Raw genomic sequence first — 15157 nt, forward strand, 5'->3', positions numbered from 1 at the left:
TTCAAAAACTATCACTTCATTTTGAATAACTAGCAGTTAACTTCGCCTCGATAATATATCTATCTGGTGCATCCCCTATATAATCAAATGGATAGCAGGTTGTCAGTGTTAATATTGGTTCTTCTTTTTTTATAATAACAGTACGATCATCCGCATGGGTAATCCATATCTTTTGAATTTCATATGTGTAAATTTTATTATCATACTCTAAAACAAGAGTGTCTTTTTCTTTTAACTCTCCTAAATCTGTAAATACAGTATCCCTATGCCCACTTAGTACAGTATGTCCTCCTCCAGATGGCGTTGTCGTTACATCACTAACGAATATCCCAACTCCTTTTTTCAGCGTTGCATCATCTGCTCCCCAATATATAGAAAACTTCTTTTTTATTTTCGGTATATGTAACATTGCTACCTTTTCTCCTTCTTTATGCTCTGTTTGAGAAGAAGGCACTTGAGAAGTTACGGGGGTTTCATGTGAAAGTTGATTATGTTGTATATTGTTAAGGCTCTTTATTTCTTCTTTCGTTAGTTGTTGAGCAGAGCTTTTTCCTTTATACCACTCCATAGCATAATATGATCCCATAAATAGTCCTATAGCCATCAATATGATACCGATATAATTGAGTACCTTCATATTTCATCCCTCCATGCCAAAAATGGTAGGAATAACCTACCATTTTTAATATATGAAATTATCTCATTCTTTATAGGACAATATTTTATTTACGCCTTAACTTTATTGCGACGATTCCAACCAAATAATGTCCCTATCCCTACAAGGCATGCGCTTAGTGCCATCATCGCTACATTATTGGATGCTGTATTTGGTAATTTTTCACCTTTCACTATTTCCTTTATCTGCACTTCACCATTTGGGCCGGATTTTACTACCGCGTCTTTTTTAGCTTTATCATTCTTTTCTTGTGCTTTTATTGCTTCCTCTTTTTTAGCCATATCACTTTTTTCTTGTACTTGCGCTGTTTGCTTTTTCTCCGCATCACTCTTTTGCTGTATCTTAATTGCTTCTTCTTTTTTCGCCTTATCTTGCTGCAGTTGCGCTCTTTCTTCCTTCGTTACTGTTCCAGTATCCGCACTTGCTACTGAAGAATATCCTACTGTTAAAAGTGCGATTGCACAGATTGGTAATAGTTTCTTTTTCATTTTATTTCTCTCCTTTTATACGTTTTACATCACTTCGCATCGGATGTATCACTAGAATAAACAAGAGATATAAATATAAGATGCAGATGAAATATATTTCATTTAAAGATTTCATTGTAGAAAAATAAAAAAACATCGCAATATATACGATGTTTTTTCGGGTGTGTGTCTCAATTATTTACATGTTACTTTCGTGTGATTTAGAAGTAGAACGGGCCGGAGCGATAACTAATTGTCTCGGCTCAGTTTTCTTTAAGTGATTTTTGACGTTACACTTACGACGTTGAACAACCCACGCTTTAATAGGGTTTGTCAAAATAATCTTTTGCTCTTCGTTAGGGGCCTCTTCTTCAAACTTACAACTTTCGCTCCATTTATTCCATTTCATTGTAAAATTAGAAGAAGAATGATCGTCTTCTCGATCAAACAAGTGCAAAAAATTCATTTCGTCAGCTAGCATTACGGTATTGCTAGTTGCTAAAAAAGAAAAGGTCGTCCAACGTTTCTCCATGCCCTCCTACTCCTTTTTCACATATAGAGTGCCTAAAACTTAATTTACCTAAAATATGCTTGCCTTTTACCTTACACCCATAGTTTATCCAAAACACTACTATGCAACTATCGATTTGCCTTACAACTACCTTACATTTTTGTAAGAAACAAAAAAACCTTCACTCTCTATACGTGAAGGTTTCTCATTTTTCATCTATATGATCTTTCATATGATCGACTCCAGCTTCTTGCAGCTGCGACATCATACCGTGGGAAATTGCGCCTAATACTAAAGTCATTCCAATTAGTGAAATCCGAATCGCTGGTACATCAATTATGTAAGCCAAACTACCAAGAACAATTGTTAAAAGTAATGCTTTTATAAATGTTGCACTTGTATACTCTTTCTTTTTCATCATAATCACCCTTTATGAAAGCGTTTTCTTAATATAATCAGTATATCATATCATCTGACTATTTTGTGGGGATTTCTGTAAAAAACTTATATCTTCTTTGACTTTTTCCTTCCTATCCTTTACAGTCGAAATGTTCACAAGTTTTACACTGTAGGAGGACTCCAATGAATATTGAAATAAAAGACACTTTAATTTCTGAAGAACAATTACAAGAAAAAGTAAAAGAATTAGCGCTTCAAATCGAGCGTGACTTTGAAGGAGAAGAAATCGTAGTCATCGCTGTACTAAAAGGATCTTTCGTATTCGCTGCTGATTTAATTCGTCACATTAAAAACGAGGTAACAATCGACTTTATTTCTGCATCTAGCTACGGAAATCAAACAGAAACAACTGGAAAAGTTAAACTATTAAAAGATATCGACGTAAACATTACTGGAAAAAACGTCATTGTCGTAGAAGACATTATCGATTCTGGTTTAACACTTCACTTCTTAAAAGATCACTTCTTTATGCATAAACCAAAGGCACTCAAATTCTGTACGTTACTTGATAAACCTGAGCGTCGTAAAGTTGACTTAAAAGCTGAATATGTTGGCTTCCAAATTCCAGACGAATTTATCGTTGGCTACGGTATTGACTGTGCAGAAAAATATCGTAACTTACCATTTATCGCTTCAGTTGTAACGGAATAATCGTATAACTTAAAAAATCGATAGTACATAAAATTTATATCGGCGATTTTCAAAATATATCGACCGTATCTTAAATTATATCGGCGATTTTTCAAATATATCGACCGTAACTCAAATTATATCGGCGATTTTTTAAATATATCGACTTACCGACAATAACTGACAATCTTAGCACCCTATTAATAGGAAGAAGCTGTTCTGAAATACATCAGAACAGCTCCTTCTTTCCATTACAAAAAACAGGGAGAGATGAAATATGACAAAGACAAAATTTGAAAAAGTACTCCTCATCGTAAATCCAAAAGCTGGACAAGGCGACTTACATGCAAATTTAACGAAAATTGTACCACCTCTTGCCGCAGCTTTTCCTGACTTACATATCCTTCATACGAAAAAGCAAGGTGATGCAACAAAATATTGCCAAGAGTTTGCTAGTAAAGTAGATTTAATTATCGTCTTTGGTGGTGACGGAACAGTATTTGAATGCACAAACGGCTTAGCACCTCTTGAAACTAGACCTACACTTGCAATCATTCCAGGCGGAACTTGCAACGACTTCTCTCGCACACTTGGTGTTCCGCAAAACATTGCAGAAGCGGCAAAACTTATTACAAAAGAACACATAAAACCAGTTGACGTCGCAAAAGCAAACGGACAACATTTCTTAAACTTCTGGGGCATTGGACTCGTATCTGAAGTATCAAACAATATTGATGCAGAAGAAAAAGCAAAGCTTGGTAAAATCGGTTACTATTTAAGCACAATTCGAACTGTCAAAAATGCTGAAACATTCCCAGTAAAAATCACTTACGATGGACAAGTATATGAAGACGAAGCTGTCCTTGTTATGGTTGGAAACGGTGAATATCTTGGCGGTATCCCATCCTTTATTCCGAACGTAAAATGTGACGACGGAACACTTGATATTTTCGTAGTCAAATCAACAGGCATTCAAGCGTTTAAAGATTATATCGGAAAGAAACTATTTGAAGACTCAAATGAAAATGACATCTTCCACGTAAAAGCGAAATCCATTCATATTGAAACAGAAGAAGAAAAAGAAGTAGATACAGATGGAGAAAGTTCGCTTCATACACCTTGTCACATTGAATTATTACAAGGACACTTTACGATGATTTATAATCCTGCAGTTGTGTAATACAAAAAGCCGAGATGAAATTTTAACATTTTATCTCGGCTTTTTTATTTGAAAAATATTTTAATCTACTCTTACATTTTTAATAAGAGTTTTCGTAATCAAACTCCACCCAATTTTCCCAGTTCGTATTGGAATCCTTATTCACAATAATGGTTGGATCTTTCTTCTCTATTGCAGCGGCTACTGATTGGAAAAATTCATTTTCACTTACTTTCTCTTCTTCAACGTGTTTCCACTCTTCCGTTTCATACGCTACTTCCCAATCACCTTCTAAACCGCACTCTTCTAAAATTTCTTCTTTATCCCACCATACTAATTTTCGAGCTTCTTCATAAGTAGCAAGCATACGCATGAAATATGTTGGATAAGACTCTGTCGTTTGTACTTCTATTCCATGATTCACATAATCTTCTTCTGTAAATTCATATTCAAAATGATGATCCCGAATTTTCACACTGCCTTTATGAATATCCGGTATAAATTCACCTTCATCATCAAATAATTCATCCTCACCATCATTTAATTGCAAAATGCCATCATCACCAATTAAATGATCCACCCCATCACCATATATTTGAATATCATTACATACGCCTAATGATCCTACACCGACAACCTGAAACACCATTAACCAATCTTTATTATCTTTAAAGAAAAGAGAAAATTTCACTTGTGAAATATCCATATCTTCATTATCAAAGGCAGGAAATTCATAGTTACTTTTCTTTTTATCTAATAGTTTCAAAATATCTTTTTGCATATGTATCATCTTCACCTCTATATAAACTTTTCAAATTCACTAGAGTATAACATAGATATACTTGACATTCATCTTCCAATAATATTGCTAAAGATAGTAGAATTGCTAGTTTGCATACTCTAGTTCTTTTTAGATACAATGAAGGTAAGAAGCAGCTTAATACAAGGGAGAGGACAAACTTTGTTCAACCAACAGTTAGTTAATTTACGCATTGATTTTGCATTTAAACAATTGTTTGGTACGAATGGTAGTGAAGATATTCTGATTGCATTTTTAAACGCTATGTTACAAGAGTCTTTAGAATCACCCATTGCTTCTCTACAACTAGAAGATCCACATTTACATCGAGAATATGAAGAGGATAAGTTATCTATTTTAGATATTTCAGCGACATTAAACACAGGAACAAAAGTAAATGTAGAAATACAGCTCAATAATAATCAGGATATGATGAAACGTAGTTTATATTATTGGGGAAAATTATACACATCTCAATTACAAAAAGGTATGCCTTATAGTTCGCTTCATAAAACCATCACCATTAATTTATTGAACTTTATAATGTTCTCAGACCACAAAGAATTTCATACAACGGGCACATTATGGAATTCACAACAACAGAAACTATTGAGTGATGACATAGAAATTCACATTGTGGAAATTCCAAAGTTAACAAAACAATGGCATGAAGAAAAAGTAAATCCGTGGAAAGATCCATTTGTTCGTTGGCTTTTATTGCTTTCAGCAAATGAGGATGAACACTTAACTAAACTATTGGAGGATATTGCTATGAACCAAGACCCTATTTTACAAAAAGCAATAAACAAGTGGGAACGTATGAGTCAAGATTCCTCTTTCCGACAAGCCTATGACGCAAGGGAGAAAGTTTTAATGGATGAAGCCGCAAAATTCGCCCATGCTGAGACAGAAGGTATGAAAAGAGGCATGGAAAAGGGTATGGAAAAGGGTATGGAAAAAGGTATGGAAAAAGGTATGGAAAAAGGGCGAAAAGAAGGGGTTCAACAAGGAAAAATTCAAATGATTAAAAATATGCATGATCTTGGTATACCACTTGAAACAATTGCTAAGGCAAGCAAATTGAGTGTGCATGAGATTGAACGAATTTTAGGACATAAATAGCAATAAAAAAGGGCTTGAATTGTTTCAAGCTCTTTTTTAGCATACTCTTCACTTTTTGAAATATTACTAAGATTCCCCAACATTTCCTTCAAAAGAAAAATCCAGCACCATGCAAAGTGATTCGGTGGACTTACTTGAACTAAAAGATTACATTACATTTCGAACAAAAAAGAGCTGCATTCCCTCTTCTAATTTTCGCATCACATTTTGGGCAATATACATATCGCTCTTCTATCTTTTGTCGTTCTATCATATGTAAAGATACTACCCTCATACTACACATAATCCCAATTAATATAAGACTAACAATGAGTAGCATACCTCTCACTCCTCCCCTCTAAATTTTACCATAAAATAACAAACCCGATTCTCTCATCAAGAATCGAGTTTATACTTACAATCCTAATTTTGCCTTCGCACCGTCAGGAATTTTATCTATCGTTACTTGCACTTTGTCATGTAAAACCTTTCCTCTTGTAAGCACATGCCAATACGAACCTTTTTGTAATTCACCTACTCCATCAATCGTTACTTCTTTTTCCTTCCCATCCATATCGTAAGCTTTCACCGTATATTCACGGCCTTTATTTCCGCCTAATTCTTTTCCATCATTATCAATAATTGCGTAATGATTCTCTATATCAAGAAATGGGTTCATCTGATCTAATAGCTTACTCCCACTTAATAAATATGCCGCCCCTGCGACGATAACAAGCATTGCTCCAAAAATAAATCTTTTCATCTATATTCCACCTTTCATTATGTTTTCTTTAAGATGTTTCTAAGTATAGAGCTTATTTCTTAATAAAAACTCGTACGGTTTCTTAACATTTTCTTAAACTAGAAGTGAAATATTAATTAGAAAGATCAAAACAATAAAAAGTAATTTTTTACACTGTAATTGACAAAATTAAACTTATAGTGTAATTTTACACTATATTAAAAAAGGAGCTGCATGATGAATAAACAAGAATTTATTGAACTCGTTAATTCAAAATTAAAACTCATCCGTGTTGAAAATGATTTATCACAAGATAAAATGTCAGAAATTATTGGTTTATCGAAGAAAACATTAGTGGACATTGAAAAAGGAAGACGCACACTAACATGGTCAGGTGCTGTTTGTATCGTAACACTCTTTGAGCAGAGCGATACAGTCCAGATGACATTTGGGGATGATGTGAATGAAATTATAAAAACAATCGCTTTTACACATTACAATACAAACTTCCCGAAAACTTTAGGAGGAAAAGTTTGGTGGCGACAAATAAAAGAATTAAACGGTTATCAAATACAACAAAATATTTTATCTCAACATTATAGAATTTTAGATAAAGAAGACCGCAGAATATGCCATTCATTCGAATTGGATGAAATTGAAAAGCGATTTATGGAGATGGCAAAAACATCCTAATAAATTGCACCTTTAATCAGTGGGGATTTTACTGCCCACAAATAGCAGGATAAAATAAATTCCGGAGTATAATTGAGATGAAGAAACAGATACATATCACTATTTTAAATACGTTAATCATTAGCATGTTAGTATTCAATTTATTTATTTTCACATCAAGAATGAGCTTTTTGCCTTGGTATATTGAAGATGGCTGGGGATACTTAGGTTTAATATTTACATCCTTTATTTTCTTAATTGCCTTCTTTATGTCCTGGCAACTTCACAAAGGTGGAGAAATCACGGCCTTACAAAAGTTCATTCCACTAGTTTCTGCCATACTTTCAATCTTCGTTCTAATCACTCCATCAAGTGATTTTATGACGATATTAGCTAATCTGATCAATACAATCCTATTAACACTTTATATAACTGTATTTCAGACAAAGCCTAATGTAAGTGATAAGGAGCTATTACACTAAAAGGGAGAGTTATTCTACAAAATAACTCTCCCTTCTATACTACTCTCAATAAGTCTAAACCTTCATTCTACTTACTCATCACTGTACTTCTTCTTTGCCTATACACATAAACACCACTCGCAACAACAAAAACAAGCCCGCCAAAATACACGCCATACTCTATCGCGATCGCTACAATCTTGTTAATGTGTTGTCCAAATAATGAGCCGAGCACAAAGTAAACGAGTGTCCAAACAAATCCTGTCGTATAAGAATACAAAGCATAAATCTTAAATGACATGTTATTCATTCCAACTAAATACGGTACGATATGTCTAACAACTGGTATGAAGTAACTTGTGACTAACGCATAATGACCATACTTCTCTACCATTTGTTGAGATTTCAAAAGATATTTCGCCTTTTTCTTTTTCATTAACTTATCAAGTACTTTCGTACCAAATATTTTCCCTAATATATAACCTAACGATAACCCAGATACAACGCCCAAATATGTTAATACAAACGCAGGAATAACACTTAATATACCGAGTGAAGATACAAAACCACCGCTCATTACGATCATTTCGTCTGGAATTGGCATACCTATGATACCTAACCATAGGCAGAAAAATAATGCCCAATAACCGTATTGCTCAATATAGGATAATAATTCATGTAATTCCATTATGCATATGCTCTCCTTAGCTCTTTTTTACAGCTAAATACGTAAGCTGGTGGGAAATTGAGCCACACTTTTTCTAGTGTAATTTCAGGAAAGAAATGCTGTATAAATCCTTTTTTTACAAGTGAATATTGAAATGTAATAAATTCACCATTCTCATGTATCGCTTCCATTACATTGTTTAAAATACGCTTTGAAACTTCTTCTGGCAAAGATGTAAAAGGCAATCCTGATAAGACGTAATCAACACATTCTATAGGCAACTCTTCCATATACTTCTTTATATTTTCGGCTGAACCGTGTACAACAATGACATTCTGCTCATCTTTAAACTTTCTCTTTAGCTCTTTGCAAAACACTTCATTAATTTCAATAAGAAGAAATATTGTTCCCTTCTTCTTTCTCTTCATAATTTCTTTCGTAAAGACTCCTGTACCAGGACCTAACTCTACAATGCATTTTGCTTTATTAAAATCAATCACATTTACCATTTTCTTTGCTAATATTTTTGAACTTGGCGCAATTGCCCCAGTATGTTTTGGATGTTTAATAAATTCATGTAAGAATGTTATGAGCTGCATGTAAACCTCTCCCCATTCGTTCAATAGTTTTTAACTTGTGTCTAAGTATAACTATCGTTTCTTAACAAAAATTGAGGAGATTTCTTAAGATTTTATGAAGAATGTATCATTCATTCTTATACATGAAATCTTTCGTATTACATAAATAAATACCTCTTTTATATTTATTTATTTGATATAATGAATGTAAAAAGGAATTTCATGGAAGGTACCATCGCTATGTCTATTTTCATACAACATGTGCAGAATTTAATGTGTAAATCACCTTTCATTATTATCCAATATATGTAATCCTTTTCGTGTAAGCGAAAAATTCAAAGAATAAGAAATTTATACCTTATAGAAACGAATGTAAATTTACGTATAAATATATTTCAAAACTATTCAAAAGGAGAAGATAATGAATAATTCCATCGACATACAGCACTTATGCGATCTTGTACATAGCACTTTTCATGTACCTGTTCAATTTTTATCTACTAATAAAAAAATTGTATATGAATCTACTTCTCATACGATTGGTAGTCCGTTTTATTCTTCTAAAGAGGAACATCTGAATGAAATTTATCAAGAAAATGCTCCTTGTAATTTTCCAATTTTCAAAGGGAATAAATATCTTGAGAATTTCATTAGCATCCATATAACAGATCATGAACATATAAAAGGAACGATTATAATTGGCCCTACTACTTACCCAAAATTATCAGATGAAATGGCTATTAAACTTATGAAATATTTCAACTGTAATGATAAAACGCAACAAGGAGTAGACTACTATCAATTTCTACCTGAGATTAAAAAAAGTACGCTAATTGATATAAGTATTTGGTTACATTACGTCATTTTCAATGAAAAATTAGATCGCGATATTGTTTGGAAAAAAAATAAATTGCTCGAAGATGTTTCTTATAAAATCGTAAATCCTGATCTATACATTTCAAAACGTCGCCGGCATGATCCGCAAAATTATGATATATCATTGGAACGTAAATTTTTTTCAGCCATTAAAGAAGGCAATAAAGAAAAAGTCATACAATATGCGTATTCCTTCCCACAAGAAGATGCGGCAATTTCATCCAAAGGAGATCAACTGAGAAACCAAAAAAATAACGGTATTATCGCAATTACACTAGCTGTTCGATATGCGATAGATGGTAATCTTCCATCAGACATTGCTTTTTCACTCGGTACTTTATATATCCAAACAATTGAAAAGCTAGATAACATGTATTCCGTAAATAGATTAATTGAAGATGCATTATGTACTTTTGCAGAACGGGTGAAAGAATATAGTGATCAAGCATATTCTAATTCCATTACTACATGCCTAAATCATATTCACAAACATATTTACGATGAAATAACTCTCAATGACCTTGCTAACCTTTTACATATTTCCCCTACTTATTTATCAAAATTGTTTAAAAAGGAAGTGGGGATTCCTTTAATTGAATACATCCAGAGAGAACGGGTAGAAGAAGCTAAAAAGTTATTAACATTAACGACTTATCCATTATCAGATATTTGTGCCTGGCTTAATTTTAATGATCAAAGCTATTTCACAAGAGTCTTCAAAAAAATTACTAGTATGACGCCTAGACAATATCGTGAAAATCATACTGTGATATAGAAATGCTATTCTTAATAGAAGGTGAGCTAGTTGTCATACTAGCTCACCTTCCTCCAAATTCACCTTAATAAAGTTTGAATCCCATTCAAAAAAGTACAAGAATGACAAATAATTACTATAAATAAGTGAATGAATTTGATAATTTTTTAGTATTAAGCAAATTCAGCTCAAAATCATCCACCATTATTTCGTTCTATACATAAGTTGCTTACGCAATTATAAGTAACAGCTACTTCCATAGTGATTAACCTTCCTATATAGAAAATATATTGTTAGGAGAATAGAAAGCATGAGTAGTACAAATATGTCAAAACCAGCTCCAACGACTATTATGTCTAAGCAATCTGCTGACATGAAAGAATCGCGAAAAGTATCACCATATGATGATAGAGAAAGAATTGAAGATACTTTATTACGTTCATTCATTTCAGAAAAAGAAATATTGATTACTTGTTATAAAGATGGTTATTTCCCTACAAACTATATGACTGTAATTGAATTAAATCCTTTGAAACGTTCTTTAATTTGCATAGATGCCTTTGACCGAAAACATACTTTTAGTTTTATCGATATAATCGATGCACGTTAATTTTCTCTTCATTATAATGAAATCGTAAAAAAAGCCATTCACCTCATAAAAAATGAAGTAAATGGCTTTCTTATTTTCTCGCAGCTTCACTTATTATTTCGCACTCACAATCTTATAATAAGAACGAACTGTTATGAAGTAATATCCAATATAAATGACACCGTATACTCCGATACTAATTAGAAGCGGAATCATAATTTCAAATGGTAGTATGTTCCCTAAACCTTTTAATGCAAACAAGCTGTGCAGGATTCCGATTACTAACGGGATCGCAAAGATAAAGCTTACTTGTTTTGCGATAGCTTTTTTCATTTCTTGTTTTGTGACCCCTATTTTGTGAAGTACAACATAACGCTCACGATCAGCATTTGCTTCTGTTAATTGTTTAAAGTAAATGATAGAACCTGTTGCTAGTAAGAATACAAGACCTAAGAACATTCCAATAAACATCATTAATCCTGTTCCTTCAAGCCCCATATGGAAACCAGTGTAGAAATCTCTAAATGGTGGCACCATTTCTGATTCACCAGCTGGCATCACTTTTGTTAATTTTTCTGTTAACACTTTACTATCTTTTTCATCTTTCACATCAATATTTTTTACAACGCGTGTTCCAAATGCTTGCTTCGCTTGCTCATACATTTCATCTGAAACGACAACAACTAATTCACCTAAATTTGTAATCGCAACGTCATTTGCACCTTGGATTTTTAATTGCTTCGTTTCGTTTCCAATTTGGAATACTGCTTTATTTCCTTTATATTGTGGACTAAACTCATGCCCTTCAATATATGAACTATCATATATAAATGCTTCACCAGCAGCTACATTCACTGTTTCTGCGTCGATTTTTTTAGCAAGTTTATTAAATTCCGACTGAGACATAAACTGATATTTCTCTGAAATTGTGTAATTCATATTAAGAATGAAATCAACTTTGTTCCCTTCAAACTTCCCTTTTACAGGAACTGTCTCAATTTCAAATTGATCTTTGATCGGGTGATTTTTCTTCTCTTCTGCAAAAATCGCATTTACTTTCTTATCAAGCGCTGCATCTTTTTTCTCATAAGAATAGCTATATGGTGCAACTGCTTTTGATTGCGTAAATGTGTTGTAATACATCGTAACAGACGTACCAACCGCTGTTAATGTTACCGCGCTTAAAATAGAAATTGTCGCAAGTGACTTTGCATTTCCTTTAATACGATATAGTAGCTGTGACGTCGTTACCATATTCATACCGTTATAAAACGATGATTTATTCGTTCTTGCACGTTTCAATACGAATACTGTAAAGAACATAAATAGTAAGTACGTACCTAATACTGTTGCCAGTAAAATATAAAGTGCAACTGCCATAAAGTCTGCATATTTAACTGCCTTCATGAACATTAATGCTAAGAAATAACCTGAACCGATTAAGACAACTGAAATGAATGCCATAATGACAGATCCTTTTGGCATTGCTTCTCCTTCACGTTCTGCGCGGAAAAGTTCAATTAACTTAAAGCGATAAATTAAACGATATCCTTGAAGTGATGTATACAAAATAATCACAAAGAAAATAAGTGCTGTATCAATAATGGCAGCCATCGGTACTTCAAAATGAACATTTAAGTTTAATCCCATCATGCTTACTAGCAGTTCAAGGAATAATTTCGAAAGGACGCTACCAATCGCAATGCCGATAATTAAAGACATTAATCCCATTAACATATTTTCATAAAAGAGCATTTTACCAATTTGTCTTTTACGAATACCTAATAACGAATATAAGCCAACTTCTTTTTTACGTTTACGTGTAAAGAATCCGTTCGAATATATAATAAACACTGCTACGAAAATGATAAGCATCACACTGGAAACTTGGAAAGCTCCACTAATTTTTTTAGAAGCTTCCGCTGCTTTTTCCATTTGTGAATTATATTGCAGTGCTTTAAATGTAAAATAAATAACGATACTAAAGATCATAGATGCAAAATATACAAAGTAGTCTTTAAAGTTCCGCTGTATGTTGCGGAGGGCAATGCTAGATAAGGTCATCAGCCATACCTCCAGAAATAGAAGACATTACGTCAACGACTTGTTGGAAGAACTGTTTGCGCGTTAATTCGCCGCGGTGCAATTCTTTATATAACTCACCATCTTTAATGAAAATAACTCGTTTACAGTAACTTGCCGCAAACGCATCGTGTGTTACCATTAAAATTGTAGAGTTATCATATTCATTTAACGACTTCATACTTTCTAATAAATCTGTTGCTGATTTAGAATCAAGTGCTCCCGTTGGCTCGTCCCCAAAAATCATACTTGGATTTGTAACGATTGCGCGTGATGCCGCACATCTTTGCTTCTGTCCACCAGATACTTGATATGGGAACTGACTTAAAATATGATCAATACCGAATTTCTTTGAGATTTCAAGAACGCGGCGATCAATCTCACTCGCTTTCACCTTTGATAACGCAAGAGGTAGCGCAATGTTCTCTTTTACAGTTAACGTATCTAATAAGTTATAATCTTGGAAAATGAACCCTAAATGATCGCGGCGGAATAACGCTAACTTATCATCGTTCATCTTCACGATATCTTTTCCATCAATTAAAATTTCACCGTTCGTCGCATTATCAATTGTAGAAAGAACGTTTAGTAAAGTCGTCTTACCAGAACCAGAAGGTCCCATAATTCCAACGAACTCACCTTCTTTTACTTGTAAGTTAATACCTTTTAACGCTGCAAATTTATTACCACCCGTGTCATATACTTTTTCAATATTTTTTGCTTCTAACACTGTTTTCATCTCGACATCCCTCATTTCATCTATTCTCTATTTTCACTATATACACTCTCTACTCTTGCCACTATCGATGTTTCTTACACAAACATGACAGTTATGTAAGGCACATAAGTAAAGAAATCAAAAAGTTAACGTAATGAATCAAAGTACTTTGTTACTATAACATTGGGATATCATGCCATCCATTCATTCTCCTTACAGGAACATTACAATTTTGTAAGGTACAAAATGTACCCTACAAAGTTGTGCACGAAATGTCGGATGGAGCTATTTCGTTCCTGCTATTCTATGTACAGAGGAGGTCATCATATGGATTCACTTAAAAACATGAATGCGGCAATGCAGTATATTGAAAACAACCTTACAAATGAAATTGATTTTAAAGAAGTCGCAAAAATAGCTTACTGCTCCGAATATCATTTCAAAAGAATGTTTTCTTTCCTAGCTGGCATATCACTATCAGAATATATTCGCTGTAGACGTCTTACTCTCGCTGCTTTTGAACTAAAGAATAGCGATACAAAAGTCATTAATGTCGCTATAAAATATGGCTACAATTCACCAGATTCATTCTCTCGTGCCTTTCAGAACTTGCACGGCATAACACCTTCAGAGGCCCGAAATAGTAGTCGATCTTTAAAAGCCTATTCACCAATGACCTTCCAATTATCTATTCAAGGAGGACATGAAATGAACTATCGAATTGAAGAAAAAGAACCATTTCAAATTATTGGTATTACGAAACGAGTACCGATTGTATTTAACGGTGTAAATGAAGAAATCGCTTCTATGTGGAAAGGTTTAAATCCAGAGACCATTCAAACGTTAAAGTCACTTTCAAATGTGGAACCGAATGGAATCATTAGTGCTTCTACTAACTTTTCTGAAGGCAGAATGGAGGAAAAAGGTGAACTCGATCACTATATTGGAGTAGCCACAACGAAAGATTGTCCAGAGCAATTCGCGCAACTTGAAGTCGCAGCTTCAACATGGGCTATATTTGAAGCTGTCGGTCCATTTCCTGATGCACTGCAAAATGTATGGGGACGCATTTATTCCGAATGGTTTCCTTCTTCCAACTATGAACTGGCAGAAGGACCAGAAATATTGTGGAATGAGCAGAAAGATACATCTTCTCCAAACTTTAAAAGTGAAATTTGGATACCTGTTTTGAAGAAATAAAGAATAAAGCTGCTCT

The 15157-nt window shown here is 33.6% G+C and carries 19 protein-coding genes; 8 read left to right on the forward strand and 11 right to left on the reverse strand.

The features are described 5' to 3' along the window. Positions 1–16: 16 nt before the first annotated feature. The 4 genes from ATN06_RS24555 to ATN06_RS24570 form a co-directional block, all read right to left on the reverse strand. A complete protein-coding gene (locus ATN06_RS24555) occupies positions 17–637 on the reverse strand; it encodes a class D sortase (protein ID WP_060632665.1) in 621 nt (206 codons plus the stop codon). An 89-nt stretch (positions 638–726) separates the two neighbouring features. After that, on the reverse strand, positions 727–1164 hold the full coding sequence (locus tag ATN06_RS24560) for an LPXTG cell wall anchor domain-containing protein (RefSeq protein WP_060632666.1): 438 nt from the start codon (positions 1162–1164) through the stop codon (positions 727–729). Between the two features lie 178 nt (positions 1165–1342). Beyond that, positions 1343–1675, reverse strand: a complete 333-nt coding sequence (locus ATN06_RS24565; RefSeq protein ID WP_060632667.1) for a hypothetical protein — start codon at positions 1673–1675, stop codon at positions 1343–1345. A 184-nt stretch (positions 1676–1859) separates the two neighbouring features. Then, on the reverse strand, positions 1860–2075 hold the full coding sequence (locus ATN06_RS24570; protein WP_002073368.1) for a hypothetical protein: 216 nt from the start codon (positions 2073–2075) through the stop codon (positions 1860–1862). Between the two features lie 161 nt (positions 2076–2236). Here ATN06_RS24570 and hpt point away from each other — a divergent pair, with 161 nt between their 5' ends. After that, positions 2237–2764 (forward strand): hypoxanthine phosphoribosyltransferase, encoded by a 528-nt coding sequence (gene hpt, locus ATN06_RS24575; protein ID WP_002123365.1) that lies wholly within the window; start codon positions 2237–2239, stop codon positions 2762–2764. Between the two features lie 256 nt (positions 2765–3020). Continuing rightward, on the forward strand, positions 3021–3923 hold the full coding sequence (locus ATN06_RS24580) for a diacylglycerol/lipid kinase family protein (protein ID WP_060632668.1): 903 nt from the start codon (positions 3021–3023) through the stop codon (positions 3921–3923). 79 nt (positions 3924–4002) lie between these two features. On the opposite strand, the gene ATN06_RS24585 is transcribed toward ATN06_RS24580, so the two are convergent. Next, on the reverse strand, positions 4003–4683 hold the full coding sequence (locus ATN06_RS24585; protein ID WP_060632669.1) for a DUF7003 family protein: 681 nt from the start codon (positions 4681–4683) through the stop codon (positions 4003–4005). A gap of 180 nt (positions 4684–4863) precedes the next feature. Here ATN06_RS24585 and ATN06_RS24590 point away from each other — a divergent pair, with 180 nt between their 5' ends. Continuing rightward, positions 4864–5823, forward strand: a complete 960-nt coding sequence (locus tag ATN06_RS24590; protein ID WP_060632670.1) for an Rpn family recombination-promoting nuclease/putative transposase — start codon at positions 4864–4866, stop codon at positions 5821–5823. A 139-nt stretch (positions 5824–5962) separates the two neighbouring features. Here ATN06_RS24590 and ATN06_RS24595 read toward each other — a convergent pair whose 3' ends face one another. After that, positions 5963–6142 carry a hypothetical protein gene (locus tag ATN06_RS24595; protein WP_060632671.1) on the reverse strand — a complete coding sequence of 60 codons (180 nt, stop codon included), beginning with the start codon at positions 6140–6142 and terminating at the stop codon, positions 5963–5965. 75 nt (positions 6143–6217) lie between these two features. Continuing rightward, positions 6218–6565: a YxeA family protein gene (locus tag ATN06_RS24600; RefSeq protein WP_048529617.1), complete on the reverse strand. Its 348-nt coding sequence runs from the start codon at positions 6563–6565 to the stop codon at positions 6218–6220. Between the two features lie 216 nt (positions 6566–6781). On the opposite strand from ATN06_RS24600, the gene ATN06_RS24605 reads away from it, so the two are divergent. After that, a complete protein-coding gene (locus ATN06_RS24605; RefSeq protein ID WP_060632672.1) occupies positions 6782–7237 on the forward strand; it encodes a helix-turn-helix transcriptional regulator in 456 nt (151 codons plus the stop codon). A gap of 77 nt (positions 7238–7314) precedes the next feature. After that, positions 7315–7698, forward strand: coding sequence for a hypothetical protein (locus tag ATN06_RS24610; RefSeq protein ID WP_060632673.1), 384 nt, complete (start codon positions 7315–7317; stop codon positions 7696–7698). A gap of 67 nt (positions 7699–7765) precedes the next feature. Here the strand turns inward: ATN06_RS24610 and ATN06_RS24615 are convergent, their stop codons facing one another. Together ATN06_RS24615 and ATN06_RS24620 are read right to left on the reverse strand one after the other, a co-directional pair. Further along, positions 7766–8365, reverse strand: a complete 600-nt coding sequence (locus tag ATN06_RS24615) for a DedA family protein (protein ID WP_060632674.1) — start codon at positions 8363–8365, stop codon at positions 7766–7768. Beyond that, positions 8365–8943: a class I SAM-dependent methyltransferase gene (locus tag ATN06_RS24620; RefSeq protein ID WP_060632675.1), complete on the reverse strand. Its 579-nt coding sequence runs from the start codon at positions 8941–8943 to the stop codon at positions 8365–8367. Before ATN06_RS24620 ends, ATN06_RS24615 begins: the two co-directional genes overlap by 1 nt. A gap of 400 nt (positions 8944–9343) precedes the next feature. Between ATN06_RS24620 and ATN06_RS24625 the strand changes: the two genes are divergently transcribed. Both ATN06_RS24625 and ATN06_RS24630 read left to right on the forward strand, forming a co-directional pair. Next, positions 9344–10573 carry a helix-turn-helix domain-containing protein gene (locus ATN06_RS24625; protein ID WP_060632676.1) on the forward strand — a complete coding sequence of 410 codons (1230 nt, stop codon included), beginning with the start codon at positions 9344–9346 and terminating at the stop codon, positions 10571–10573. 289 nt (positions 10574–10862) lie between these two features. Then, complete coding sequence (locus tag ATN06_RS24630; protein ID WP_060632677.1) at positions 10863–11162, forward strand: YolD-like family protein; 300 nt, start codon at positions 10863–10865, stop codon at positions 11160–11162. Positions 11163–11255: 93 nt separating this feature from the next. On the opposite strand, the gene ATN06_RS24635 is transcribed toward ATN06_RS24630, so the two are convergent. Next, on the reverse strand, positions 11256–13205 hold the full coding sequence (locus ATN06_RS24635) for an ABC transporter permease (RefSeq protein ID WP_060632678.1): 1950 nt from the start codon (positions 13203–13205) through the stop codon (positions 11256–11258). Next, complete coding sequence (locus ATN06_RS24640) at positions 13192–13962, reverse strand: ABC transporter ATP-binding protein (RefSeq protein WP_000859654.1); 771 nt, start codon at positions 13960–13962, stop codon at positions 13192–13194. The genes ATN06_RS24635 and ATN06_RS24640 overlap by 14 nt, the downstream gene beginning before the upstream one ends. A gap of 306 nt (positions 13963–14268) precedes the next feature. On the opposite strand from ATN06_RS24640, the gene ATN06_RS24645 reads away from it, so the two are divergent. After that, positions 14269–15141: an AraC family transcriptional regulator gene (locus tag ATN06_RS24645; protein ID WP_060632679.1), complete on the forward strand. Its 873-nt coding sequence runs from the start codon at positions 14269–14271 to the stop codon at positions 15139–15141. The last annotated feature ends 16 nt before the right edge of the window (positions 15142–15157 follow it).

It is taken from the genome of Bacillus thuringiensis, from assembly GCF_001455345.1.
Lineage (GTDB): Bacteria > Bacillota > Bacilli > Bacillales > Bacillaceae_G > Bacillus_A > Bacillus_A thuringiensis_N.

Bases quoted from the DNA above. Each gene is read 5' to 3' on its own strand.
- ATN06_RS24555 (WP_060632665.1), bottom strand. From the start codon at position 637: ATGAAGGTACTCAATTATATCGGTATCATATTGATGGCTATAGGACTA.
- ATN06_RS24560 (WP_060632666.1), bottom strand. From the start codon at position 1,164: ATGAAAAAGAAACTATTACCAATCTGTGCAATCGCACTTTTAACAGTA.
- ATN06_RS24565 (WP_060632667.1), bottom strand. From the start codon at position 1,675: ATGGAGAAACGTTGGACGACCTTTTCTTTTTTAGCAACTAGCAATACC.
- ATN06_RS24570 (WP_002073368.1), bottom strand. From the start codon at position 2,075: ATGATGAAAAAGAAAGAGTATACAAGTGCAACATTTATAAAAGCATTA.
- hpt (WP_002123365.1), top strand. From the start codon at position 2,237: ATGAATATTGAAATAAAAGACACTTTAATTTCTGAAGAACAATTACAA.
- ATN06_RS24580 (WP_060632668.1), top strand. From the start codon at position 3,021: ATGACAAAGACAAAATTTGAAAAAGTACTCCTCATCGTAAATCCAAAA.
- ATN06_RS24585 (WP_060632669.1), bottom strand. From the start codon at position 4,683: ATGCAAAAAGATATTTTGAAACTATTAGATAAAAAGAAAAGTAACTAT.
- ATN06_RS24595 (WP_060632671.1), bottom strand. From the start codon at position 6,142: ATGCTACTCATTGTTAGTCTTATATTAATTGGGATTATGTGTAGTATG.
- ATN06_RS24600 (WP_048529617.1), bottom strand. From the start codon at position 6,565: ATGAAAAGATTTATTTTTGGAGCAATGCTTGTTATCGTCGCAGGGGCG.
- ATN06_RS24605 (WP_060632672.1), top strand. From the start codon at position 6,782: ATGAATAAACAAGAATTTATTGAACTCGTTAATTCAAAATTAAAACTC.
- ATN06_RS24610 (WP_060632673.1), top strand. From the start codon at position 7,315: ATGAAGAAACAGATACATATCACTATTTTAAATACGTTAATCATTAGC.
- ATN06_RS24615 (WP_060632674.1), bottom strand. From the start codon at position 8,365: ATGGAATTACATGAATTATTATCCTATATTGAGCAATACGGTTATTGG.
- ATN06_RS24620 (WP_060632675.1), bottom strand. From the start codon at position 8,943: ATGCAGCTCATAACATTCTTACATGAATTTATTAAACATCCAAAACAT.
- ATN06_RS24625 (WP_060632676.1), top strand. From the start codon at position 9,344: ATGAATAATTCCATCGACATACAGCACTTATGCGATCTTGTACATAGC.
- ATN06_RS24630 (WP_060632677.1), top strand. From the start codon at position 10,863: ATGAGTAGTACAAATATGTCAAAACCAGCTCCAACGACTATTATGTCT.
- ATN06_RS24635 (WP_060632678.1), bottom strand. From the start codon at position 13,205: ATGACCTTATCTAGCATTGCCCTCCGCAACATACAGCGGAACTTTAAA.
- ATN06_RS24640 (WP_000859654.1), bottom strand. From the start codon at position 13,962: ATGAAAACAGTGTTAGAAGCAAAAAATATTGAAAAAGTATATGACACG.
- ATN06_RS24645 (WP_060632679.1), top strand. From the start codon at position 14,269: ATGGATTCACTTAAAAACATGAATGCGGCAATGCAGTATATTGAAAAC.